The organism is Parcubacteria group bacterium, from assembly GCA_016181765.1.
Classification (GTDB): Bacteria; Patescibacteriota; Patescibacteriia; order UBA2169; family UBA2169; genus CG10-46-32.
The window spans coordinates 177097-199758 of sequence record JACOYR010000004.1 but is presented as its reverse complement, the minus strand read 5'-3'; the positions used below and the strand labels follow the sequence as shown (position 1 = coordinate 199758).

The window sequence follows — 22662 nt, the reverse complement described above, 5'->3', positions numbered from 1 at the left end:
GTGTATCTTATCAGATTGCTGGTTGTGCGTCTATGTCCGATTTCAAGCCCATTTTAGATGCCCTGCTCTCGTTCCGCAAAGAGCGGAACTGGGAGCAATTCCACAACCCCAAGGACCTGGCGTTGTCCTTGGTGCTGGAAGCCGCAGAGGTGTTGGAGCACTTCCAGTGGAAGAGTGCCGCGGAGATAGAGGAGTACATTGCCGCGCACAAGGATGATGTCGCCGAGGAGCTCGCGGACGTGTTCAACTGGGTGATTTTATTAAGTCATGACTTGGGGATTGATGTGATCGCGGCGGCGCGCGAGAAGATTGCCAAGAACGCGCAAAAGTACCCGGTTGATAAGGCGCTGGGGACGCACGCGAAGTACACGGAGCTATAGGGGTTTGATTGTGGGTGCGGCCGTCTTCCCCCTCCTGTATTCAGGAGGGGGCGAGGAGGTGGTAAATTATGTTGGCCGCAAGTATCTTAATTTTGATAATCGACGCTATTAGGACTTACGCGTTTGACGTCATTCTGGAGCGAAAGTACTCTTGAGCGATAGAATCTATGCGTTTTTCACGGAGATTCTATGGGCTTTGAGTACAAAGCCTCCAGAATGACGACTATTTCTGTCAAACGCGTAAGTCCTATTTTTAAATAAGGTACCAAATCGGCCAAAAGCCGATTTTTTGGTATACTGAAATCATAAGCCATTCCGGCGGCGGTAATTTAACAAATGTAGAGCAATCAACAGAGCATGGGCGTCTTTAATTTCAGCGAAGAAGATTTTGAGAATGTTCGGGAGCAGGCCGAGGCGCTCTATAAAACTATTGGCAAGATATATTGCCCGTATTTTGGGGAGGATGTGGCATTTAATGCCAAGGGGCTTAGGCACCTCAAGTTTAAGTCCGACCAGCAGGCGCGGGCGCGAGCAGACCAATATCCCCGTTTAAAATTTTTGCGCTATGCTCCCGAATTGTTGCGCCAGTCGCGGACGGTGCAAGGAATTTGGAAAACAAGGCGGTTTGAGGAGCAGAAAACAAACAGCAGGTGGAAGCGCGTGGTAAAGGATGTTACTTTTTTTGAATTTACGGCGGTTTTGGATTACGTGCGGTTGAAAGTTATTGTGAAGGAGATGTTGGGAGGAGAAAAATTTTTCTGGAGCGTTATTCCTTTTTGGGGGATTGATAAAGAAAACAGCCGCAGAGTCCTGCACAGCGGCAATCCGGAGAATGATTAATTTCCGGGCACTAAAAAACGCCGCTTGGGCGACGTTCTCTAGTGGTACTTGGCTACAGCTTGGATAGCCGTGACAGGGCCAAGGCCCTCCAAGCACCAACCAAAACATATCATAGATTATATGTAATGTCAACGGTTTTATCCACCAGTCCGCTATGTCACAACTTTTTGCCGCACCCAAAGCTCGGTTGCGCCGAGCGCCGCCGCGGACACAAGCACAACTGCCACCATAGACTCGGGCGTCACCACGCCCGCCAGCACAAACCCTGCGGTGGCGGCGAGTCCCGCGGCAATGCTCGCAACCACGGAGGCCTGGGCCGGCTTTGCGCGCAAAGAGGCAGCAATGGAGGGCACCACGGACATGCCAAGCCCCACAGTGATGAGGGCCACGTCAATGATGTCGCGGAACACGTAGGCAAGGCCTGTTGCCGCGAAGATGATTATGATGATGCTCGCGCGGGTCCAGCGCACCAGGTCGCGCTCCGAGAGGCGCTTGCCCCGCAAGTTGACGGCCCCGTCCTTGACGATGTTGGTGGCGAGCATAAAAATGAACGTGTCCATGGTGGACATGATGGCCGCGAACAACAGGACAATGCCGAACGCGAGGAGCTGGGGCGGCACGAGGCTCGTCATGCCGTACACAATGGTCTGGCTCGGGTCAAGCCCCGGGGTCGTGGCGCGCACCGAGAGCGCAATGAGCGTAATGCCCACGCCGATCGCGAGCATGAATGCGCCGGATATCAGAAGCCCGCGCCGCACCACGGCATCGCTTGCTGCCGCGTACATGCGCTGCCAGATTTCGTTCAAAAACCAGATGCTCAAGAACCCGTACACAAAAAACGAGAGCGCGAGTGTGGGGCTGCCCTCGGCGGCCGTGATGTCCGCAAACGAGAGATGGGATTCAGTCACCGCGCCGGTTGCGATCACGGCCATGAACAGGATGAGGATGAGATACTGGAAGATGTCGGTCTTCACCACGCTCGCAAACCCGCCGAGCACCAAATACACGAGCACCACCGCGGCGCTTATGAGGAGCGAGAGCTCGTAGCCCCAGCCGCTTACGGCCGAGAGGATGACCGTGCCCGCGATGAACTGCTTGAGGATGGCGCTTATGATCATCACACTGATGACCGCGCCCACCAATAAGCCCGCGCCTCGCCCGATTTTGTGGATGAAAAAATCAGCCATGGTGTGGAAGTTCATCTCGTGCGCTTTTTTCCGCAGCTCTTTTGCGGTTATCATGAACGCGACCATGCCCGCGCCAAACCCCGCAAACCCCGCGAGCGCGGACACCCCGAACTCGTAGATGTATGCGGAGTACACCACCAGAATGGTGCCGCCGATTGATGAGGCAACCACCGTGGACACGAACGCGAACAGCCCGAGCTTGCGCTCGGCAATCATAAAATCGCCGCTCGTCTGCTTGCGGCCGCTTACGTACCCTATCACAAGCACCACCACAAGGTAGCCCGCGATGAGGGAAGAATCAACGAGCGTCACCATAGGCTACTCGCGGCTTTCGGATTTTTTTGCGCGCTTTTTTGGCGCGGCCGCGCGTTCCGTATACTGCCGCACGTACTCCGCGAGCTCTTTTATGCCGCCTGCCGCGAGCTTAAACACGGCTGATCCCACCTGCAGCTTTTCGCGCGCGAGCTCAATCAATTCCCAGAGCGCCTCCACGCGGGCCCGGACGTCCCGCGTCACGCGGCGCGCGTCCCGCAGCGAAAGCGCGAGGTAGTACAAGGACCAGGCAAGGAAAAACCCAACCACGAGCGCCACTGCGGCGAGTACGTAGAAGAGTATGTCCTGGGTTGATTGGATCGGCGGTACCATGGCGTTAGTATACTTCGTGAAATTACGTCGCTCGGTCGAAATGAGAGCAAGCTCTCATTTCTTCCTTGCTAGTAATTATAGCACAATAGTCCGGTTTTGAAAAATGTGGTATGATAGGGGACACGTATGGTCATCCAACAGTATCAAGATCCTTCAGTAAGCCGCTGGCTCAAATTCGGTTTTTGGTACCAGGAGCGCAAGCCGCTCCTCGCGAAAACCCTCATCGGCCTGCTTTTGTCCATCAACGCCCTGTTTTGGGCATACACGCTGTACGGGGCGGCCACGCTGGTGGCAGGCATGCGCTCGGACGAACGCTTGTACGCGGAACTTGCGGCGAAAGGCGCGGATGTTGATGTTGCGGCCCTGCACCAGGCCCAAGGTCCGGAGGGCTTGGTGATAGACGGCGTGTTTGCCCTGCCGAGCGCCGGGGAGGCGCACACCGGTCCCGTAGGGCGCGCGGATTTTTTAGCGCTCGTTTCCAATCCCAACCCGGGCTGGATCATGCGCGTTTCGTACTCATTCCAGTGGGAGGGAACCCAGAGCGGGTTTTCGGAAAAGATCGTGCTTCCGGAATCGCAGACCTTTCTCGCGCGCCTGGGTGAGGCAGTATCCGGAGTGCCGGATAGCCCAGAGCTCATCACAACCATCGCGTGGCAGCGCGTCCGGGACCCCAGCATCCTGGTGCGCCCGGCCGGGGTGCTTGCGAGCATTCGCGTGGAAACGAGCGAGGTTGCGTCCCGCGGCACGGCAACCGATATCAGCGCCATCATCGCAAACGAGAGCCCGTACACGGTCATCACACCCTCCCTGCTTATGGTGGCAACGCGCTTTTCCGGGGAGCCTGCCGGAGCGTGGGTTTCCACCCAGACCATCGGGTCCGGGGAGCGCATACAAGCCCAGCGCAGGTTTGCGCGGCCGCTGCCGGCAGGGCTTGAGGTTTCCGTGTATCCGGATTTTGACCTGTTTGACGAGGGCGCCTACCGCTTGCGCGGCGCGGGCAACATCCCGTTTTAACGGGCACTCATATGCGCCTTTCGGTCCGCGAAGCACTTCATCGCATTGACGGGCGGCTCGTTGCCGCCGCATTCGGGCTCTCGGCATTCGGGCTCGTTTTAATCTACAGCCTTAGCTGGCCCGAAGACACGCGGTTTTTGAAGCAGCTCGCTTTTCTCGCCGCGGGCAGCGTGCTCCTCATCGCGTTCCAATTTTTGGACGCGCATTTTTGGCGGAACGCCTCTGTGGCGCTGTACCTCGCCGCGGTAGCCATTCTTGCGGGCCTGCTCCTCTTCGGCGAGGAGACGCGCGGCGTGCGCGGGTGGATTACGGCGGGCTCAATCGGGTTCCAGCCCGCGGAATTCGCAAAGCTTGCGGTGATTTTGTTTTTGGCGGCCACGCTTGAGCGCTTGCGCTTTGACCTGGCGCGGTTCTCGGACGCGGCGGCCGTGCTTGTGGTCGCGGGGCTCCCCACGCTCCTCGTTGCCTTGCAGCCGGACCTGGGCAGCGCATTCATCCTGTTCGCGGTGAGCGCGGGCATGGTGCTGTACACCGGGCTGGACCGGAAGAAGCTTGCCGTCCTTGCCCTGGCCGGCGCTATAGCTCTCGGCATTGCGTGGTTTCTCGTGCTCGCTCCCTACCAAAAGGCGCGCATCAGCACGTTCTTTTCTCCGCAGTCAGACCCCTTGGGAGCCGGGTACAACGTGGCGCAGTCTATGGTTGCCATCGGGTCCGGCGGATGGTTCGGCCGTGGCTTGGGGCTCGGCACCCAGAGCCAGCTGGACTTTTTGCCGGAGCAGGAGACTGATTTCATTTTCGCTTCAACAGCCGAGGAGTTCGGGTTCTTCGGCGCGTCCCTCCTCATGCTCTTGTACGTGTTTTTGCTCGGCCGGCTTTTCCGCATCATGGTGTCCGAGCGAAGCGCGTACGCAAGCTTTGTGGCGCTCGGCGTGCTGCTTTTGTTTTTTTCCCAGGCAGCCATCAACATCGCTATGAACATGGGCCTGTTCCCGGTGACCGGGGTCACGCTCCCTCTGGTGAGCTACGGGGGCAGCTCGCTGGTGGTGAGTTTTGCCTCGCTCGGGGCAGCGCTCTCGGCCCGGTCCCAAAGGTCCTCTTGACTGGCGTTCTGTTTTAGGATATACTGCGTTTGTCAAAGAATATAAAAATCGTATGCTCCGCGAGCCCAACTACCAGCACTCATCCTCATCACTGGAAAATTTGCGCCTCATTTCGTACTGCCCCTTGTGCAGCACTCACTATAATCCGAGCGAGGCCAAGGTGCTTGAGGAGAAGAGCGGCGCGCACCTCATCCACGTGTCGTGCCAAAAGTGCTCAAGCTCCATTGTTGCCGTGATTTTGACGGGCGGCATCGGGGTTTCCAGCGTGGGATTGATCACCGACTTGACCGGAGAGGACGTGCTCCGCTTCAAGAACGCAAAACCCGTGTCCAGTGATGACGTGCTTGAGGCGTACGAACTCACTCGGCAGCGCCCAGGCGTCCGAGAGCTTCTAGATTTTTAAGTAAGATAGATACCATGGCGAGAGCCATCGCACTTAAACAGCGCACCCCCAAAAACACCACTACCGCGCGCGCGTTGCGCAATAATTTGCAAATTCCCGGTGTTTTGTACGGCGACCACATAGCGAGCCGCCATTTTAGCATACCCGTTGGCGAGGTTGCCAAATTGCGCAAGGCCGGCGGCGCCACCGGGCTCGTTGACGTGCACCTTGAGGGCGAGGACAGAGCAGTCAAGGCCATTGTGCAGGACATCCAGGCTGACCCGGTATCCGGCAAGTTTTTGAACGTTGATTTGTACCAGGTGCGCATGGACCGCAAGGTGCACACCGAGGCGCACTTGGCGTTTGTGGGCGAATCCGTTGCCGTTAAAGATTTTGGCGGCATCCTGGTCAAACAGCATGCCGAGCTTCCCATTGAGTGTTTGCCCGGCGATTTAGTGAGCCACCTTGAAGTTCCCATTGATTCGCTCAAGACGTTTGAAGACGTTATCCGCGTCAAGGATTTGGCCTTGCCCGCGGGCGTGGCGACAAGCCTGCCCCCGGATGAAATCATTGCCGCTATCGCCGAGCCCCGCAGTGAAGAAGACCTGAAAGCCGAGCTCTCCTCCGAAATCAAAGAGGGAGAACCCGAGGTGCTCACCGAGAAGAAGAAAGAAGAAGCAGCTGCCGCGGGCGCCGATTCGGCGGGTGATGCTGCGGCGCCCGGCAAAGCCGCGCCCAAAAAAGAGTAATGTTCAGCACCGCAGAGCAGCATGGAAAAACAAAAAGACCCTTTTGTTCGCGTTGGCAATAAAAAGCACCCCCTGGCAAGCACTGGTGTTTTTTTGTTGGCTATCGGGCTCATTTGGCTGGTTAGCTTCAAGCTCATTGGCGGCACCAAGGGGAGCGGGGGCGGCTTGTTTGATTTTGCGGGCGGCCGCGGCACAGCGGCTCCGCAGGGTGCGCCTTTCGGCGCGGACGATGACTACCCGGTGATGGTGATGTTTGACAACCACCCGGACGCGATTCCCTACCTTTCGGGAATCTCGGACGCAGCAGTGGTGTATGAGGTGCTCGCCGAGGGCGGGTCAACGCGCTTTGCGGGATTGTTTGCGGGTCCGCCCGAAAACAATCCCAAGATCGGGCCGGTGAGGAGCGCGCGGCCGTACGTGGTTGAAATTGCGGCTGGGTGGAGCGCGTTTTTCTGGCACGGCGGCGGGAGCCCGGAAGCGCTTGCGCTCATTAAGGAGTCAGACGTCATAGACCTGAACGAGATTTCGGGCCTGGGCATTAGGTACTTCTGGCGGGATGAGGAAATCCCGCGGCCGCACAATTTGTTTACGTCCGGAGATTTGATTGCCCTGGGCATTGCGGATTTTGAGCTCCTGGGAAGGCTGCCGCAGGAAAAATTGTTATGGCAGTGGAGTGATGATCCACCCGAGCCCAAGCGCGGTGAGCGCGTGGATGCGACCCGCGTATACATTGATTTTTCCGAGAGCACGGAGTTTGATGCCTCGTACGAGTATGACCCGGGCTTTGAGCGGTACAGCCGCTTCCTGAATGGCGCGGCGCACCGCGACAGCGCGACTGGTTCACAGATTGCCGCGGCGAACGTCATTATCCAGCGCGTACCCGAGGAAGGGTACTACCCGAGCGGGGAGGGCCGCATTTCCATTGACATGGAAGGAAAAGGGGATATGCTCCTGTTCCAGCGCGGGTATATTATCAAAGGTTCGTGGCGCAAAGACACGGCCGATAGCCAGACCGAGTGGCTTGATGCGGAGGGCGAGCCCATTGTGCTCGCAACGGGCCAGACCTGGGTTGAGGTGGTGCCGGGCGAGCGAGCAGTGACCTACGAGTAGGCCGCGCGCAAAAATTGAGCCCTGCGAAGTAGTTCTCCGCAGGGCATTGAGCGCCGTTTCGTGAATGGTGTGCATTCCCCCTCCCCCTAGTTGTCGTATATCTGCCGTGTTTCCCGCGGCACGATTTCCGAGATGATCTTGGTGATGCCGTAGTACCCTTGCTTCGTGTTCGGAGGGTGCTCCTTGGCTGTTCCGACAATCCAGACCGCACCCCGAATCGTGGGTGTGAATGTCGTAAGGCTCGTGAACGTGAAGAGGATGGATCTGTCCTCCTCAAAGATGGATCTGTCCTCCTCAAAGTAGAGGATGATTACGAGCAAGTGGCTCTGCCACATGTCCTTGTCCGCCATTTCCGCCCGCAGGGTCTGGACGCGCTTGATCTGGTCATCCAAGCACTCGGGCCCCGTACATCCGCACTGCGGGCGCGACCGGCACTCAATGGTGTCCATAGGGACCGCCTTTCTTGCAAACAACAGCGCTCACCTGCAGTAAGCGCCTGTTTTTCTGTTTTGTCAAGATGCGGCGAGCCTCACTATGCGCTCAAATCCTGCCATATCCCTGGTGATGGTAGCCGCGTACCCGGCGCGGCCTGCGAGTTTTTTGATTGCCGCGGTTTGGCGCGGGTCAAACTCAAGGTACGCGCGGCCGTTTTTCGTCAACAGGCGCGGGAGTTGTTGGATGAGTTTGCTGATATCGCGGAGCCCGTCATTGCCTGACAGGTATGATGTGTCAGGCTGGAAAAGCACTTCCGCATCACGAGTCCACCCATCTTGCCAGCCATAAGGCAGGTTTGCAACGAGCACGTCAACCGGCGTTGTTAATGGCTCGCCCAATGAGCCGTGCAAAAAAGTGATGCGTTCCATAAGCGGCAGGGACGCCCCAAGCGGCGGGGTCGCTTCAATGCGGGCGTGGTGCTCTGCGTTCTGCCGCGCCACCGCAAGCGCATCTTCGTTCATGTCAGTTACAAAAACGCGCGCGGCCGGAAATTCAAGCGCCAATGTCACGGCAATGCAGCCCGAGCCAGTCCCAATGTCCGCAATAGTGCCGCCAAAGTCCGGCGGCAGTTCGCGCTTCACCGCATCAACCAAATCCTCGGTTGCGGGACGGGGGATGTGCACGCGCTGGTCCACGTAAAAATTGCGGCCATAGAATTCCTTGCGGCGCACCAAGTAGGCGACGGGCTCATGGTTGGCACGGCGCGCGATGAGCGCGCCAAATTCACCCGCTTGTTCATCATCCAAAACTTCTTCGGGATGCAAAAGCGCGTGCTCGCGCGGTTTTGCAAGCACGTGCGCCAAGAGCACCTCGCTGTCCAGTCCCGGGGCTTCCAGGTGCATCAATTTTTGGCGCGCGCCCAAGAGCGCTTCCCGGATCATCATTGCGCCAGCTTCTTTTTGGCGTCCTCGCTCTGCAGGGCTTCCACGATGCCGTCCAGCTTGCCGTCCAGAATCGCGGCAATGCCGTGCCAGCTCTGCTTGATGCGGTGGTCTGTGATGCGGTCCTGCGGAAAGTTGTAGGTGCGCACCTTTTCACTGCGGTCGCCCGAACCGATCTGCAGCGTCCGCGCGCTCCGCTCGGCGGCCGCGCGCTCGGCCTCATAGTGCGCCGCCACGCGCGAGCGCAGAATCATCATGCCTTTTTCGCGGTTCTGGGTTTGCGAGCGTTCATCCTGGCAGGAAACCGTAATGCCGGTGGGAATATGCAAAAGCCGCACCGCCGAATACGTGGTGTTAACCGACTGGCCGCCGTGGCCGCGGGCCGTGGTCACCTCCATTTTTATTTCCGCCGGATCAATTTCAATGTCAATCTCGTCCGCTTCCGGCAAGACCGCCACCGTGGCCGTGGAAGTGTGGACCCGGCCGCTCTTTTCCGTTTCCGGCACTCTTTGCACGCGGTGCACGCCGGACTCGTACTTCAGTTTTGAGTACGCGCCACTGCCCTTGATTTCAAAAATCACTTCCTTAAATCCGCCGATGCCGATCCTGCTCTCCGAGATGACGCTCGTCTTCCAGCCCTCTCCCTCGGCAAAGCGGCCGTACATGCGGAAGAGCTCTGCGGCAAACAGCGCAGACTCGTCGCCGCCTGCGGCTGCCCGGATTTCGCAGATGATATTCTTGGAATCGTTCGGGTCCTGCGGCAGGAGCGCGGCCTGGAGCGCGCTCTCTAATTCATCGCGCTCTTTGGCTAAGTGCGCGATTTCTTCGTCCGCGAGCTTAATCATGTCCGGGTCTTGCGATTCTTTTTTTGCGGCTGTTGCTTCTTCCAGGGATTGCATCACGCGCTCGTACCGTTCGCCGAGCCCCACTTTTTCCTTGAGGCCTGCATACTCCTGTGACAGGGATTTCAATGCCCGCGGATCAGAAGCCACGCCAGCAGACTGGAGTTTTTGCTCCAGCTCTTTAAAGCGCGCTTTGAGTTGGCTGATTTGATCAATCATATGCATGCAAAAACCGCCCATCAAAAAGCGAGGCGGTCTTTGTGAGTTTGTTACTTTGCGTCCAGATGTGCTTTGATCTGTTCCAGTTTTTTCCGGTTGTCAAGCGGAGCTGCCGCGGCTTTCTCATCACCCTTTTTCTTTCTGCCGCGGGTTTTGATGCCCTCGGTTTTTTTGACCATGGCATGGAAGCGCTCCACCCGGCCTGCCGTATCAATCAAATTCTGCTTGCCGGTATAAAATGGGTGGCAGTTGGAGCAGATTTCCGTGTGGATGTCTTTCTGGGTCGCGCCCACGCTAAAGCTCGCGCCGCATGCGCAGGCAACTTTCGCGTCCGAGTAGTAGGTTGGGTGCACGTCCTTTTTCATACCAGAGTAGTGTACCAGAAACGCGGGAATAATGCAAGCCCCGGGCTTCGGCTTTACATGCGGCTGGAAATGTTGGTATGATGTTGAGCCAGCCATGAGGAGAGGTTGCGATCTTTTAACAGCATGATTCCAAATAGAAAGCGAGGTGCGCTGTGCAGATGTTCGCCATAGCCCTAGCGTTTGTGATGTCTGTTTCCGCAGCCCGCGCCGCAGCTCCACCCATGTCCGTGAGCTTGTTCGGCTCCTACGTGAATGAGGACACATACGGGGAAGAGAGCGAGTTCGGAGATCTTCAGCCGCTCGCCGCCTGGACAATCCTTGATTCGCGGATCAACAAGCGGGCGCATCTGGTGGTCGTGTTCGCGGTGAAAGACCGCGATAAGGCCGTGCGTGTGCATGACTGCCGCTTCCACTGGAAGCCCAAACAGAAGACACGCTGGCTCGCGCCCTGGCTTTCGGAGATTGCGGGCGGGTACTTTATTCCGCCGTTCGGGCGAGAGTGGTCTACGCTGAACCCGTTCCAGGTCGGTCCGGTCCGGTACGCGGGCATGGCTGACTCACTTGTTGCCCGTGATGCGGGCGCACGGCTGGACTTTGTGCCGATTGGTTCAGTTGCCGGCACGTTCGGTTTTTTCTTTGGCGACCGCACCGGTGGATATGCAGGAGAGGCCGGCAATACGCACCGGCACGCATACTTCCAGGTGAGGCGGCCGCTTTTCCATGGCGTTGTTGCGGGCGCGAGTTACCGCTGGACCACGCGGGATCGCAATCCCTGGGCCGTGGAGCTTACGCGGGAATCCGAGCGGGGCTTGTACGCGTTTGAGCTCTTGCGCGTGGAGCGCTTAAGCCAGTGGTACGCGCTCGCGGAGCGCGACATCCGGCATCGGACACCCGAACAAGGCGGAGGCATCCGGCTTATGGCCAGGTTTGAGGAGCTGCGGTACGGAGAGCGGCTGGCGCTCGGGTGCGCCTTTTTCCCGGACCAAGGCCTCACCTTCAAGGTCAACTATGTGCATGATAGCTTCCCGGAGTCAGGGAACCACAAGCTGCTCCTGCAGGGAATCGCGCACCACGGCTTTTCCCTTTGAGCCTGCGGCATGCGGCTCATCCAGCATCGGTTCATTCAGTAACGGAGGCAGCAGCCATCACGGACGATGGCTGCTTTTTTTGAGAAGAAGGGAGCCACAGGATGGCAGTGCAAGGTTTGACCTACGCGCAGGCCGGGGTCAGCATCACCCGCCTTGCCCTGATCTATGTAAAATAAATACATGCTTGATTTTATAAAATCCATTCAAGAGTGGTGCGCTCTAAAAATTGCTTTGTGGGGCAGACAAAGCCAAGTGGTTTTCAAGCAGGGCGATATTTGGTGGTGCAGTTTGGGCATGAACCTCGGGGAGGAAATTTTTGGTAAGGGCCTAAAATTCACGAGGCCGGTTTTGGTGTTTAGAAAATTCACGAGTAATTCTTTTTTGGGCTTGCCTTTGACCACTCAAGAAAAACAAGGTAGTTGGTATGTAGAAATTACTATGCACGGCAAAAAGAATTGGGCTATGCTAAATCAAGCGCGGGTGCTCGATAAAAAACGCCTAACCAACAGGATTGGCACGCTTGATGATAATGATTTTAATAAAACAAGAGCCAGATTCCTAGAATTTTATGGCTCTTAAAAATAGTCACCCCGCCTTTGCGGGGCGGGGATCAGTGGGAAATCCCAAATTGTAATTACATTATACACCCCTGCAGCATTTTGTCAATAGTTACTATCCATCCAGCGAGGTGGCTGCTTTCTTTTTGACAAATTTTTTGGGTATGATACACTGTGGATATGACTTCCAGCCGAATCATTGCTATCGCAATTATTATCGGCCGCTCTCCGAGTGGAAGTCTTTAGGTTGATGCCATAGTTGGCAGCCAAAGAGACCCTCCACTCGGAGGGCCTTTTCGATTTTCGCTCATTCAACAAGGCCAACAAGGCCAATCAGAGTTTTTCGCACGCCACGCCGCACAACCAAGGAGGATGGCGGTATGACCACGCAGAGCGATACATTGCGCGATGTGACGGTTGAGGAGTTTGAGAAGCATCCGAAAGAAGCCATCCGAACGCTCAAGTTCCGTTGGCCGCCACGGGATGTCTGGGAGCACAATGAGGAGTTCAGGCTTGCTGATCTTCCCGAAACCCCGGTCTATACTGTGGAGGACGTCTGTGTGGCATTCCGAGACGCGTTAGCGCGCATGGGCGCGGTGAACCCCAAGAAAGCCCGTGAGCGTCTGGAGTTTGAGGTGGTGACTATATCCGGGATGCGGCTGGTGGTCGCGTATGTCAGCCAGTTGCTATACCTTTGTAGGCGCTCCCCCTGGAGAACGAACAGCAGCGGCTTTCGCGTCCGGCCGAGCCTCGGAGAGCGCCTTCCGGGGCTCATGCTTTCCGGCCCTGACGATCCTGCGGCGCCCGCGATTCCGATCCAGCGCGCGGCGGAAGAACTGGCGCCGGACATGGTGGAGTGCTGGCGGTCGGCCTGACCGATCGGCGCGCGCGTTTCGCGCATCACGGGGCCCGCATCACTCAATACGGTGCGGGCTCTCTTTTTTTTCGGGGCCGGAATCTCTCGTCATGAGCCAGACCACGAGCCAGTTGAGGCCCATGAGTACGAAAAATGCGATGGTTAATGTCGTGTTATTGATCATACAGTCATTTTTTCATGCTTTTTACCGTATACCAACCTATGAGGTTTACTATGAGTCCTACCAATGCCGCCAGTACGTAGGTAAGTATGAATGGGTCTATGTTAGTTTCTGACATATATTTTTTTGATAACTTGCATGCTCCACGCCCAGAACCCGATTGAGCCGAAAAGACCGAAGAGCGCGAGATCATACCGTATTTCTTCGGTCACCAGTGGTTGAATAACGAAAACGGCAAACAGTATTTGCGCAATGTCGCGGTTTATTTCCGAAAACGTTTCGTTAATTTTTTCCTGTCCGGGCATAGCGTATCTGTATTATACGTGCGGCACAGTGTTGCTGTCAAGTTCAACAGCTTGATTTATTGCCCTGAATTGTGGTTATATGAGGGCGGGAGGATCTGCTCTTTGACAGGTCTATTTTTATTGGCTTCAACACAGCATCGCACTGAAACTCCACACCTCCAAGGAGGTATCCCATGAGTTCCATTGTTCGGCTGTTCCGCACGATGTCCGGAGTTCCGGACTTTGAAGAGTGCTTCTGCATCGGCATCGCCACGGCTGGGCTGGATGTCCGGCGCCTGCTGGGCCTGGAAGAATTTCTTCAGGAGCTTCCGGGCCACTGCGTGCACCCGGAGAGTGTGTTCAAGCCCGGGGAGCGGGTCGGCATGGTGGGCCCCAAGCCCATGTTCCAGACCGCTTTGAGTTCAAGCAGGGTCAGCGCTCTGCGGGAGTGCGGATATGGCGAAGTATTCCGCGTGGAATGCTTCCGCCGCTACCGCGCGCCGCAGGACTGTGATCCGCAGGAGTTTCTGGCCGCGCGCTTTGACCGCATGACCGAGTGCATCTACCCGGACTACATCACTGCGCTTGAGTCCGGCGCCGCACCCGAGCCCGTGCAGGTTGTCCCAGTGCTATCGGAAGGGGTAGCAGCCATTGAGCGCGTGAGCACCAAGCTGGGGCTGGGCATGGATGCCCGAGACCTTCAGCATGTGTGCGAACTCTTCAGGCGCACCCTCAAGCGGAATCCCACGGACGTAGAGCTCTTCCAGATCGCGCAGCTTGCAAGCGACCACTCGCGGCACCGCAGGTGGGGCGCGAAGGTCATACTGGACGGCCAGGAGATGCCCTACACCCTTATGGGCCTGGTGCGCGAGCCATACCGGCTCAAGCCGGGCTCAAGCAGGATCGGATTCAAGGACAACGCCAGCGCCATTGTGATTGGCGAGGTCACCTGGTTCGTGCCGGCCCGGCCCGGGCATCCCTCGCACTATGCGACTGTTCACGTGTACGCGAACGGCACCTGTACCGTGGAGACCCACAACCATCCCACCATGTTCTGCCCATACCCCGGTGCCGCAACAGGCATCGGGGGCTGCTATAGAGACGGATTTGCCGTGGGCAGAGGCGGCTTAATTCTGTTCTCGTCAGCAGGGTTCAGCACGCAAGACCTGTGCATTCCGGGGCATACACTGCCCTGGGAAAATCCGGGAGCCGCTCCCATTGCCGGAGCTGCGCAGGCTCTGCAGATCATGCGCGAGGCCCCGGCAGGAACATGGGACTATGGCAACAGGACCGGGATTCCGGTACTCTATGGGTTTACGCGCACCGTGCAGCTTGACCTCGGGGGCCAGCGCTGGGGCTACGGAAAAACCCTGATGCTGGCCGGCAACGTGGGCCAGATGAACGACATCCATGTGGATAAGCAGCGCGCGGAGCGCGGCATGAAGATCATCCAGATCGGCGGGCCTGCGTACCGCATTGGCTTTGGCGGCGGAACCGCATCAAGCCAGGGCGGGGGCGAGCTCTCTCGCGATGTGGCATTCAGCTCCGTACAGCGGGGCGATGCCATGATGGGCCTGGTGACGCGCGCGGCCATTGAGACGTGCGTTGCCCTGGGCGACCGCAATCCCATTGCTTCTATTCATGACCAGGGGGCAGCGGGACCGGCAAATGTGAACACCGAACTGGTTGAGCAAGCAGGCGGGCGCATTAACATCCGCAAGATACGGCTGGGAGATGCCTCTCTTTCTGTGCTCGTCATTTGGGGGGCCGAGTACCAGGAGCGGTACGGCATCCTCATTTGGGAGGACCGTTTGGACGAGTTCTGCGCGATCTGCGAGCGGGAAGAATGCCCGGTTGAGATCTTGGGCGAGGTAACCGGAGACGGCAGGATTGTGGTGGAGGATTCCAGCGACAACACCACGCCGGTTGATCTGCCCATCAAAGAAGTACTCTCCGGATTGCCGCAGTGGGTGATTGAGGATACAACACCCCGTTCACTCGGTTCTCCGCTGGTTCTGCCCGAGATGTTGACCATTCAGCAGGCCGCGGAACGCGTGCTCCGGCTGCCTGCGGTTGGTTCCAAGGGTTTCCAGGTGCATCGCGTGGACCGCAGTGTCGGAGGCAGGGTCGTGCTGCAGCAGGCTATTGGCCCGTACCAGCTTCCGATTGGCGACTGCGCGGTTTCCGCCTTGAGCTTTTTCGACAGGGTAGGCATTGCATCCAGCATCGGCGAACAGCCGACGAAGACCATGCTCAATTCCCCCGCAGGCGTACGCATGGCAATTGCCGAGGCCCTGCTCAATATAGCCGGGGTCGCGGTTTCGCGGTTTGAGGACATCAAGATGCAGGGCAATGTGATGTGGCCCGGCACCACGGACGGGGACATGGTGCGCCTGTATCGCGCCCTGGACGGCGGTGTGCGGCAATTCCTCACAGCGCTCGGCATTGTAGAAGACGGCGGCAAGGACTCCATGTCCATGCGCGCCAAAGATGCCAAGGGGCGTACGGTAAAGTCGCCGCATACATTTGTGGCAACTCTGTATGCGCCGGTTCCGGATGTCGCGTGCGTGGTAACACCGGATCTCAAACTCCGATCCGGCAGCACACTACTGCTCTTGGGGCTTGATCTGGACGCGCACCGCTTGGGCGGGTCTGTGCTGGCGCAGGTGTACAACCAGCTTGGGGACGAATGTCCGGACGTTGACGCCGAACCCCTCCGTGCCTTGTTCTGCGCGGTGCAAGAGCTGGTCCGCGTAGGGATCGCCGAAAGCTGGCACGATCGCAGCGACGGCGGGCTGTTTACGACACTGGTAGAGATGGCTTTGGCGGGCGGGATTGGCCTGGATGTGGCTATTCCAGGTGATGTTGACCCAATCCCGTTCCTGTTTGCCGAGGAAGCGGGTGGTGTAGTCGAGGTTCGGAATGAGCGCCTCAACCGCGCGCTTGAAATTCTCGCACGTCTTGGGGTTGCACATAGTACGGTTGCGGCCTCCACAGAGTTTTTGGACGTGGTCATTACCCAAGAGAGGCGGCCGCTCTTCCTGATGTCGTTGGACAAACTGCGGAAACTTTGGGAGGAGACCAGTTTCCACATGAACGAGTTGAACGTCAATCCAGACTGTGCGGAAGAGGAATACCGGAATCCGGACTGCTGGACGGTGCCGCGCTATTTGGTTGGGTTTGAGCCCAAGCCAACCGCTCCGGCGGTGCTTGGGGCGGCAGAGAAGCCCCAAGTTGCCATTCTTCGGACCACAGGCACCAACGGCCAGTTGGAAATGGCCGCGTACTTCCACCTTGCGGGATTTGAGGCAGTGGATGTGGCCATGTCTGATCTGGCTCAAGGCCGCGTGGCGACGCTGGACGGATTCCACGGAGTCGTGTTTCCGGGTGGTTTCGCGGATTCGGACGTCTTCGGCGCCGGGCGCGGATGGGCACTGCGCATCCAGCGCAATACCCGTCTGCACGATCTGTTTGCCGCATTCCTTGAATCGGAGGATATGTTCTCGCTCGGGGTGTGCAATGGCTGCCAGGTCATGGCTGCCCTGGGCTGGGTGCCGTTCGGCACTATGTCCCCGGATCCCGAGACCCAGCCGCTCTTCATCCGCAATACATCGGAAGCCTTTGAGTCACGCTGGTCCCAGGTGCGCATACTCAACAGCCGGGCGATCATGTTCCGTGGCATGGAGGATTCGGTGCTGGGCATTCCTTCGGCGCACGGCGAGGGCAGGCTCTGGCTGCCGAGCTCGGCGGTCGGTGAGCAGCTGTGGAGGCAGCAACAGGTCGCCATGTCCTATGTGACGCCGGACGGGCATGCCACAGAGCAGTATCCGTATAATCCCAATGGATCGCACAGAGGCTGGACCGCCCTGTGCGACGAGTCCGGAAGGCATGTTGCCATGATGCCGCACCCGGAGCGCGTGCCGCGTCTGTACAACTGGCAGTACATTCCGCCAGAGCTCAAGGAGAAGTTGGAGGCTTCTCCGTGGCTCCGTACTGCGCAGAATCTCTACAACTGGTGTTGCGGCAACTGACCGCAGCACTCAACATTTCCCCGTCGGGTGGGCTATCCACTCGGCGGGGACTTTTTTTGTATGACGCTTGCATCCTTTCCCGCCCTGTGCTATAGTATTGCCTATCACTAATCATACCGCGAAGAGGCGCGTTTTCCTCCCTGGTGCGTCAAAATACGCATAAGGGCCAACACGCCCGTGACGCGCGGTAGAAGTTCACCCGCCGCCTGTCCGCCGAAGAGGCGGAATGAGGCGGGCTAAAAGGAGCATATATATGTCAGACCAAGTTACCATCCCGTCCCTGGACGCCCTGCTTGCGGCAGGGTCGCACTACGGCCACACCACCGCGCGCTGGCACCCCAAGGCCAAGCCGTTTTTGTTTGGCAAGCGCGGCGAAATCCACGTGATTGACGTTGCCAAGACCCGCGAGAAGCTCGCGGAAGCCGCGGAGTTTGTCGCCAAGCTCTCACGCGAGGGCAAGCCCGTGCTGTTCGTGGGCGTAAAACCCATTGCGCGCAAAATCGCCAAAGCGCAGGCCGAACGCTGTGCGAGCCCGTACGTCGTAAACCGATGGATCGGCGGCATGCTCACCAACTGGGCAGCCATCTCCAACATGCAAAAGCGCATGAAGCGGTTTGAAGACGACAAGGCATCGGGCCGGCTTTCCAAGTATACCAAGTACGAGCAGCTGGAATTTACCCAGGAGTATGATAAACTGAACCAAGACATCGGCGGCATCCGCTCGCTTACGAGCGGCGTGCCCGGGGCCGTGTTCATCGTAGACCCCAAGTATGATAAGACCGCGCTCGCGGAAGCGCGCAAGCTCAAGGTTCCGGTCATTGCCCTGTCCGACTCAAACGTTGATCCCTCAAAAATTTCGCACCCCATCCCAGCAAACGACGACTCGCTCAAATCCATTGAGCTCATCACCGCAACCATCGCCGATGCCGTGCTTGCGGGAAAAGAGAACGTTAAAGCAGAATAATCCCATGAAAGATCTCATCCAAAAAATCAGGAACCAAACCGGCGCCGGCATCATGGACATCAAAGAGGCCCTGGAAGCCGCGGGGGGCGATGAAGAAGCCGCGAAGAAAGAGCTCGCGGATAAGGGCAAGGCAATGGTTGAAAAGCGCGCCGGGCGCGTTGCGGGCGAGGGCTGGATCGGCTCCTACGTGCACCAGAACGGGAAGATCGCGGCCCTGGTCAAGCTTGCCTGCGAGACGGATTTTGTGGCGCGCAACTCGGATTTCCGGGAGCTCGCGCACGACCTTGCCATGCACGTTGCCGCAAGCGACCCCTGGTACGTACGTTCGGACGAGGTGCCCGAGGGCGAGGAAGTCGGCGCGGAGCGCATCCTGCTCTCCCAGGCGTTCATCAAGGACAGCTCAAAGACTATCCAGGATCTCGTGGAAGCGGCCACCGCAAAAATCGGCGAGAAGATTGAGATTGCCGGATTTTCCCGAATGGAAATATAGCCTCCTGCCCTGCGGCACACTCCCGCAGGGCTTTTTGGAAGGCGCACTACGTTAAAGGCGCACTCTTATGAAGAAACCAAAATATCAGCGCATCCTACTCAAGCTCTCCGGAGAACTGCTCGCCGGTGAGCAGAAGTTCGGCATTGATTTCAATGCCGCGCGCGTGGTGGCGCGCGATCTTGCGGAGCTTGCGAAGCGCGGATGCGAACTTGCGGTGGTCATTGGCGGAGGAAACATCTTCCGCGGCCGCACTGTCCCCAAGGATTCCATTGACCGCGCCACGGCTGACTACATGGGCATGACCGCCACTATCATGAACGCCATTGCATTACAGGCCGAACTGGAGCAGGCAGGAGCGCACTGCCGCGTGCTTTCCGCGATTTCCATGAAAGAGGTTGCCGAGGACTACATCCGCCGCCAGGCCCGCAGCCATCTCACCGATGGCAAGATCGTCATTTTTGCGGCAGGCACCGGAAACCCGTACTTTACCACGGACACGGCAGCTGCCCTGCGCGCGCTGGAGGTGGGCGCCGCTGTCCTGCTCAAGGCAACCACGTCCGTGGATGGGGTGTACACCGGAGATCCGCGCCGCAACGGATCAAAATCAAAAAAACTCAAACAAGTGAGTTTCCGCACCGCGCTCACCAAGCGGTTGCGAGTCATGGATTCAACCGCCTTCAGCCTGTGCATGGATAACAAGCTGCCGGTCGTTGTATTCAAGTACAAGCCCGGGGCGCTTGCCAGGATTCTTTCCGGCGAAGCCATCGGCACTCTCGTCACGTAGCCCAAAAAGTGGTATACTAGCGCCATGGAGCACGAAAAAACAAAACCAAAACGCCGGGTCGCCATCAACGGCTTCGGCAGGATCGGCCGCGCAGCCGCAAAAATCGCGTTGGAGAAAAAGGACCTGGAACTGGTAGCGGTGAATGATTTGGTTGATCCAGAGATGCTTGCATACCTCTTGAAGTACGACACAGTCTACGGCAGGTACAAAAAAGAGGTGAGCGCGAGCCAGGATAAGCCAGTCAAATCAGGCGATTGCCGGGGAAGCCTCAAGATTGGCGATGTTGCGGTTCCGGTGTTCGCGCAGAAAGACCCGGGGAATCTGCCCTGGAAAGAGCTCAAGGTTGACGTGGTGATTGAATCAACCGGATTTTTTACGACCACCGAGAAAGCCAAAGCCCACCTCAAGGCAGGGGCCAAGCGCGTCATCATCTCGGCTCCGGCCAAAGACGAGGAAACGAGCACCCGCATCATCAGCGTAAACACCCTGGACGGGGTCAAGGACGCCATTGTCTCCAACGCGTCCTGCACCACGAACTCCGCGAGTCCGGTCGCCAAGATCATTGATGACGCATACGGAATAGAAAAAGGGATGATCACCACCATCCATTCCTATACCTCAACCCAGAACCTGGTGGATGGGCCGAGCAAGGACTTCCGCAGGGCCCGCGCCGCGAGCCACAACATCATTCCCACGTCAACGGGCGCGGCAATCGCCACCGCCAAAACCATTCCCGGCCTCAAAGGCAAGTTTGACGCCATTGCCCTGCGCGTGCCCACCATCAATGGCTCAATTTCGGATTTTACGTTCCTGCTCAAGAAAGACACGACCAAAGAGGAGGTCAACGCGCTCTTCCGAGAAAAGGCCAAAGCGTATCCCTACAAGAACATTGTTGAGGCGTCTGACGAGCCTCTGGTTTCTTCGGACATCATCGGCAACCCGCACTCCGCAATCGTAGACTTGGAATATACGCGCGTCGTTTCCGGCAACTTGCTCAAGGTGCTCGCGTGGTACGACAACGAGTGGGGGTATGCGAACCGGCTCGTGGACATGGTGTCCCATTTAATCATTTAATGTTGGGCGCTTTACGCGTGTGCGCGTTTTTTTGGATTATGCCGGTACAACAGAAAGGGAACGGAAAGATTGCGGTGGTGGCGAGCGGGGGCGGCATGTCCTGCGGCTACGCGGCAGGCGCCATGGTTGCCCTGGCGCGCGAATACGGATTCAAGGAGCCGGATTTTTTGATTGCGGGTTCCGGCTCAACCGGGACGTTCGCGTACTATGCGGCCAAGCAGTACGATGCCATCACGCGCGTGTGGACCGAGGCGCTCGCCGCGCGCAAGTTCATCAACCGCCTGCGCCTGTGGAAAATCATTGACGTGGACTATTTGATTGACGTGATCATGAAGCAGGACAATCCGCTTGTCCTGCGCAAGGTCAAAACTTCGCCCTCCGAGCTCTTGATTGCGGCCACGAACGCGGACACCGGCGGGATCGTGTACTTTTCGGATAAAGAACGGGAGGATGAAGAAGAAATTTTTGAGCTCTTGCGCGCGAGCAAGGCCATGCCCATTGCGTTCGGGAAGCTCATTGCCGTGGACGGGGGAAGGTACTGCGATTCCGAACTCTCCGCTGATCTGCGCGCGCACATCCGCGAGGCTGTGCGCCGCGGCGCCGAGCGCATCATTGCCATCAACAATTCCGTTCCCCGCCTGGAGGCGAGCCTTGCCATGGGAGCGTGGCTCCGGCTCCGCCCGGCCGCGTCTCGTGCACTACGAAGCTCCCAAGGGGGTCCGCATAGAGCGGCTTGCGCCTGTAAGCGGGATTCCGGTGTCCACGCTTCAGCGCACCAAAAAGAGCATGTTGGAAACCTACGAAATGGGGTACCGCGACATGGCGGCGCACAGAGGGATCCGGGATTTGTTAGGCATTGATTGATTTTTAGAGCGTGCGTGGTAGAATATCCCTATATGCGGCAGTCGCTTCTCTTCAGCAAAACAAGCAAAACCGGCGAGGGGAGCGCGCAGAGCGCAAACCACAATTTTTTAGTGCGCGCCGGGTTTGTTGACCAGTTGATGGCGGGCGTGTATTCATACCTGCCATTAGGCGTCCGGGTTCTGGAAAATATCAGCGCTATTGTGCGCGAGGAGATGGATGCAATCAACGGGCAGGAAGTTTCCCTGCCCGCCCTGCACCCCAAAGAGAACTGGCAGAAGACCGGGCGATGGGACAGCATGGACGTGCTGTTCAAAGTTCCCTCGCGCGCGGGATCCGAGTACGCCCTGGGCCCGACCCACGAAGAGGTGATTGTGCCTTTGGCCAAAAAGCACATTAATTCCTACCGCGATTTGCCGCGGGCCTGGTACCAGATTCAGACCAAGTTCAGGGATGAGCTGCGCGCCAAAGCCGGGTTGCTGCGCGGCCGCGAATTTTTGATGAAAGATTTGTACAGCTTCCACGCGTCTGCCGAAGATCTCAAGCTATACTACGAAAAGGCGAAAGGCGCGTACGCAAAAGTTTTCAAGCGCTGCGGCTTGGACGCGATCATCACCGAGGCATCGGGCGGGTCATTCACCAAAGAGTACTCGCACGAGTTCCAGGTTGCAACCGAGAACGGGGAAGATGTGATTTTTGCGTGCGATTGCGGGTTTGCGCAAAATAAGGAAATCGCAAATCTACCACCCCTCAATCCCCCCCTTGGTAAGGGGGGGAAGAAAGGGGGGGTGGCGTGCCCTGACTGCGGCACACCCGTCAAAGAGCTCAAGACTATTGAAGTCGGAAATATCTTTGATTTGGGAACCAAGTTTTCCAAAGATTTCGGCCTCAAGTTTACGGATGAAAGCGGGAAATCAAAAGAGGTCATCATCGGCTGCTATGGCATCGGCATCTCCCGTTTAATGGGCGCGATCGTGGAAGTGCACCATGACGAGCATGGCATCATCTGGCCCGAGGAAGTTGCGCCTTTTGCTTATCACCTGGTTAGCTTGGGCGATGATGATGCAGTATACCAGCAGTCCGAAAAAGTGTACGAGTCGCTGGCCGCGGGCGGAAAAGAAGTGTTATGGGATGATAGGCGTGAAGCGTCCAACGCGGAAAAGTTCGCAGATGCGGATTTAATCGGCATTCCAACCCGGCTCGTCATAAGCCCCAAGACCAAAGGCAAGATTGAAGCCAAAAAGCGCGGCGCAAAAGAAACAGAGCTGGTTTCAAATATATAG

At 57.7% G+C, this 22662-nt stretch carries 24 protein-coding genes; 17 read left to right on the top strand and 7 right to left on the bottom strand.

The annotated features are described in order from the left end of the window. Positions 1–32: 32 nt before the first annotated feature. Both HYT31_03505 and HYT31_03500 read left to right on the top strand, forming a co-directional pair. The gene (locus HYT31_03505) at positions 33–380 is read left to right on the top strand and encodes a nucleotide pyrophosphohydrolase (GenBank protein MBI2050849.1); all 348 of its coding nucleotides are present in this window, start codon (positions 33–35) and stop codon (positions 378–380) included. Positions 381–737: 357 nt separating this feature from the next. Then, positions 738–1220, top strand: coding sequence for a hypothetical protein (locus HYT31_03500; GenBank protein ID MBI2050848.1), 483 nt, complete (start codon positions 738–740; stop codon positions 1218–1220). A 152-nt stretch (positions 1221–1372) separates the two neighbouring features. On the opposite strand, the gene HYT31_03495 is transcribed toward HYT31_03500, so the two are convergent. Beyond that, complete coding sequence (locus HYT31_03495) at positions 1373–2722, bottom strand: sodium:solute symporter family protein (protein ID MBI2050847.1); 1350 nt, start codon at positions 2720–2722, stop codon at positions 1373–1375. Positions 2723–2725: 3 nt separating this feature from the next. Next, complete coding sequence (locus HYT31_03490) at positions 2726–3052, bottom strand: hypothetical protein (GenBank protein MBI2050846.1); 327 nt, start codon at positions 3050–3052, stop codon at positions 2726–2728. Positions 3053–3178: 126 nt separating this feature from the next. Here HYT31_03490 and HYT31_03485 point away from each other — a divergent pair, with 126 nt between their 5' ends. The 5 genes from HYT31_03485 to HYT31_03465 are packed head-to-tail and all read left to right on the top strand — an operon-like array spanning position 3179 to position 7407. After that, positions 3179–4066 (top strand): hypothetical protein, encoded by an 888-nt coding sequence (locus HYT31_03485; protein ID MBI2050845.1) that lies wholly within the window; start codon positions 3179–3181, stop codon positions 4064–4066. Between the two features lie 11 nt (positions 4067–4077). Then, positions 4078–5166: a rod shape-determining protein RodA gene (gene rodA, locus HYT31_03480; GenBank protein ID MBI2050844.1), complete on the top strand. Its 1089-nt coding sequence runs from the start codon at positions 4078–4080 to the stop codon at positions 5164–5166. Between the two features lie 52 nt (positions 5167–5218). Then, complete coding sequence (locus HYT31_03475; GenBank protein ID MBI2050843.1) at positions 5219–5569, top strand: hypothetical protein; 351 nt, start codon at positions 5219–5221, stop codon at positions 5567–5569. 14 nt (positions 5570–5583) lie between these two features. Then, positions 5584–6297, top strand: a complete 714-nt coding sequence (locus HYT31_03470) for a 50S ribosomal protein L25 (protein MBI2050842.1) — start codon at positions 5584–5586, stop codon at positions 6295–6297. Between the two features lie 21 nt (positions 6298–6318). Beyond that, a complete protein-coding gene (locus HYT31_03465) occupies positions 6319–7407 on the top strand; it encodes a DUF3048 domain-containing protein (GenBank protein MBI2050841.1) in 1089 nt (362 codons plus the stop codon). A gap of 86 nt (positions 7408–7493) precedes the next feature. On the opposite strand, the gene HYT31_03460 is transcribed toward HYT31_03465, so the two are convergent. The 4 genes from HYT31_03460 to rpmE all read right to left on the bottom strand — a co-directional run bounded on the left by HYT31_03460 (position 7494) and on the right by rpmE (position 10209). Then, entirely contained in the window at positions 7494–7856 is a 363-nt protein-coding gene (locus HYT31_03460) for a hypothetical protein (GenBank protein ID MBI2050840.1), read from the bottom strand. 63 nt (positions 7857–7919) lie between these two features. After that, positions 7920–8786 (bottom strand): peptide chain release factor N(5)-glutamine methyltransferase, encoded by an 867-nt coding sequence (prmC, locus tag HYT31_03455; GenBank protein ID MBI2050839.1) that lies wholly within the window; start codon positions 8784–8786, stop codon positions 7920–7922. Further along, entirely contained in the window at positions 8783–9844 is a 1062-nt protein-coding gene (prfA, locus tag HYT31_03450) for a peptide chain release factor 1 (GenBank protein MBI2050838.1), read from the bottom strand. The genes prmC and prfA overlap by 4 nt, the downstream gene beginning before the upstream one ends. A 50-nt stretch (positions 9845–9894) precedes the next feature. Continuing rightward, on the bottom strand, positions 9895–10209 hold the full coding sequence (gene rpmE, locus HYT31_03445; GenBank protein MBI2050837.1) for a 50S ribosomal protein L31: 315 nt from the start codon (positions 10207–10209) through the stop codon (positions 9895–9897). Between the two features lie 152 nt (positions 10210–10361). On the opposite strand from rpmE, the gene HYT31_03440 reads away from it, so the two are divergent. The 3 genes from HYT31_03440 (at position 10362) to HYT31_03430 (ending at position 12729) form a co-directional block, all read left to right on the top strand. Beyond that, entirely contained in the window at positions 10362–11297 is a 936-nt protein-coding gene (locus HYT31_03440; protein ID MBI2050836.1) for a hypothetical protein, read from the top strand. Positions 11298–11477: 180 nt separating this feature from the next. Further along, the gene (locus HYT31_03435; protein MBI2050835.1) at positions 11478–11876 is read left to right on the top strand and encodes a type II toxin-antitoxin system PemK/MazF family toxin; all 399 of its coding nucleotides are present in this window, start codon (positions 11478–11480) and stop codon (positions 11874–11876) included. Positions 11877–12234: 358 nt separating this feature from the next. Then, complete coding sequence (locus HYT31_03430; protein ID MBI2050834.1) at positions 12235–12729, top strand: hypothetical protein; 495 nt, start codon at positions 12235–12237, stop codon at positions 12727–12729. 266 nt (positions 12730–12995) lie between these two features. On the opposite strand, the gene HYT31_03425 is transcribed toward HYT31_03430, so the two are convergent. After that, positions 12996–13196, bottom strand: coding sequence for a hypothetical protein (locus tag HYT31_03425; protein MBI2050833.1), 201 nt, complete (start codon positions 13194–13196; stop codon positions 12996–12998). 173 nt (positions 13197–13369) lie between these two features. Between HYT31_03425 and purL the strand changes: the two genes are divergently transcribed. The 7 genes from purL to HYT31_03390 all read left to right on the top strand — a co-directional run bounded on the left by purL (position 13370) and on the right by HYT31_03390 (position 22662). Then, on the top strand, positions 13370–17206 hold the full coding sequence (purL, locus tag HYT31_03420) for a phosphoribosylformylglycinamidine synthase (protein MBI2050832.1): 3837 nt from the start codon (positions 13370–13372) through the stop codon (positions 17204–17206). Positions 17207–17459: 253 nt separating this feature from the next. After that, positions 17460–18170 (top strand): 30S ribosomal protein S2, encoded by a 711-nt coding sequence (rpsB, locus tag HYT31_03415; GenBank protein ID MBI2050831.1) that lies wholly within the window; start codon positions 17460–17462, stop codon positions 18168–18170. A 4-nt stretch (positions 18171–18174) separates the two neighbouring features. Next, positions 18175–18660 carry an elongation factor Ts gene (locus HYT31_03410; protein MBI2050830.1) on the top strand — a complete coding sequence of 162 codons (486 nt, stop codon included), beginning with the start codon at positions 18175–18177 and terminating at the stop codon, positions 18658–18660. A gap of 67 nt (positions 18661–18727) precedes the next feature. After that, positions 18728–19444, top strand: a complete 717-nt coding sequence (locus tag HYT31_03405) for a UMP kinase (GenBank protein ID MBI2050829.1) — start codon at positions 18728–18730, stop codon at positions 19442–19444. 24 nt (positions 19445–19468) lie between these two features. Next, positions 19469–20518 carry a type I glyceraldehyde-3-phosphate dehydrogenase gene (gap, locus tag HYT31_03400; GenBank protein MBI2050828.1) on the top strand — a complete coding sequence of 350 codons (1050 nt, stop codon included), beginning with the start codon at positions 19469–19471 and terminating at the stop codon, positions 20516–20518. A 38-nt stretch (positions 20519–20556) separates the two neighbouring features. Further along, on the top strand, positions 20557–21378 hold the full coding sequence (locus HYT31_03395; protein MBI2050827.1) for a hypothetical protein: 822 nt from the start codon (positions 20557–20559) through the stop codon (positions 21376–21378). Positions 21379–21414: 36 nt separating this feature from the next. Beyond that, on the top strand, positions 21415–22662 hold the full coding sequence (locus HYT31_03390) for a hypothetical protein (protein MBI2050826.1): 1248 nt from the start codon (positions 21415–21417) through the stop codon (positions 22660–22662).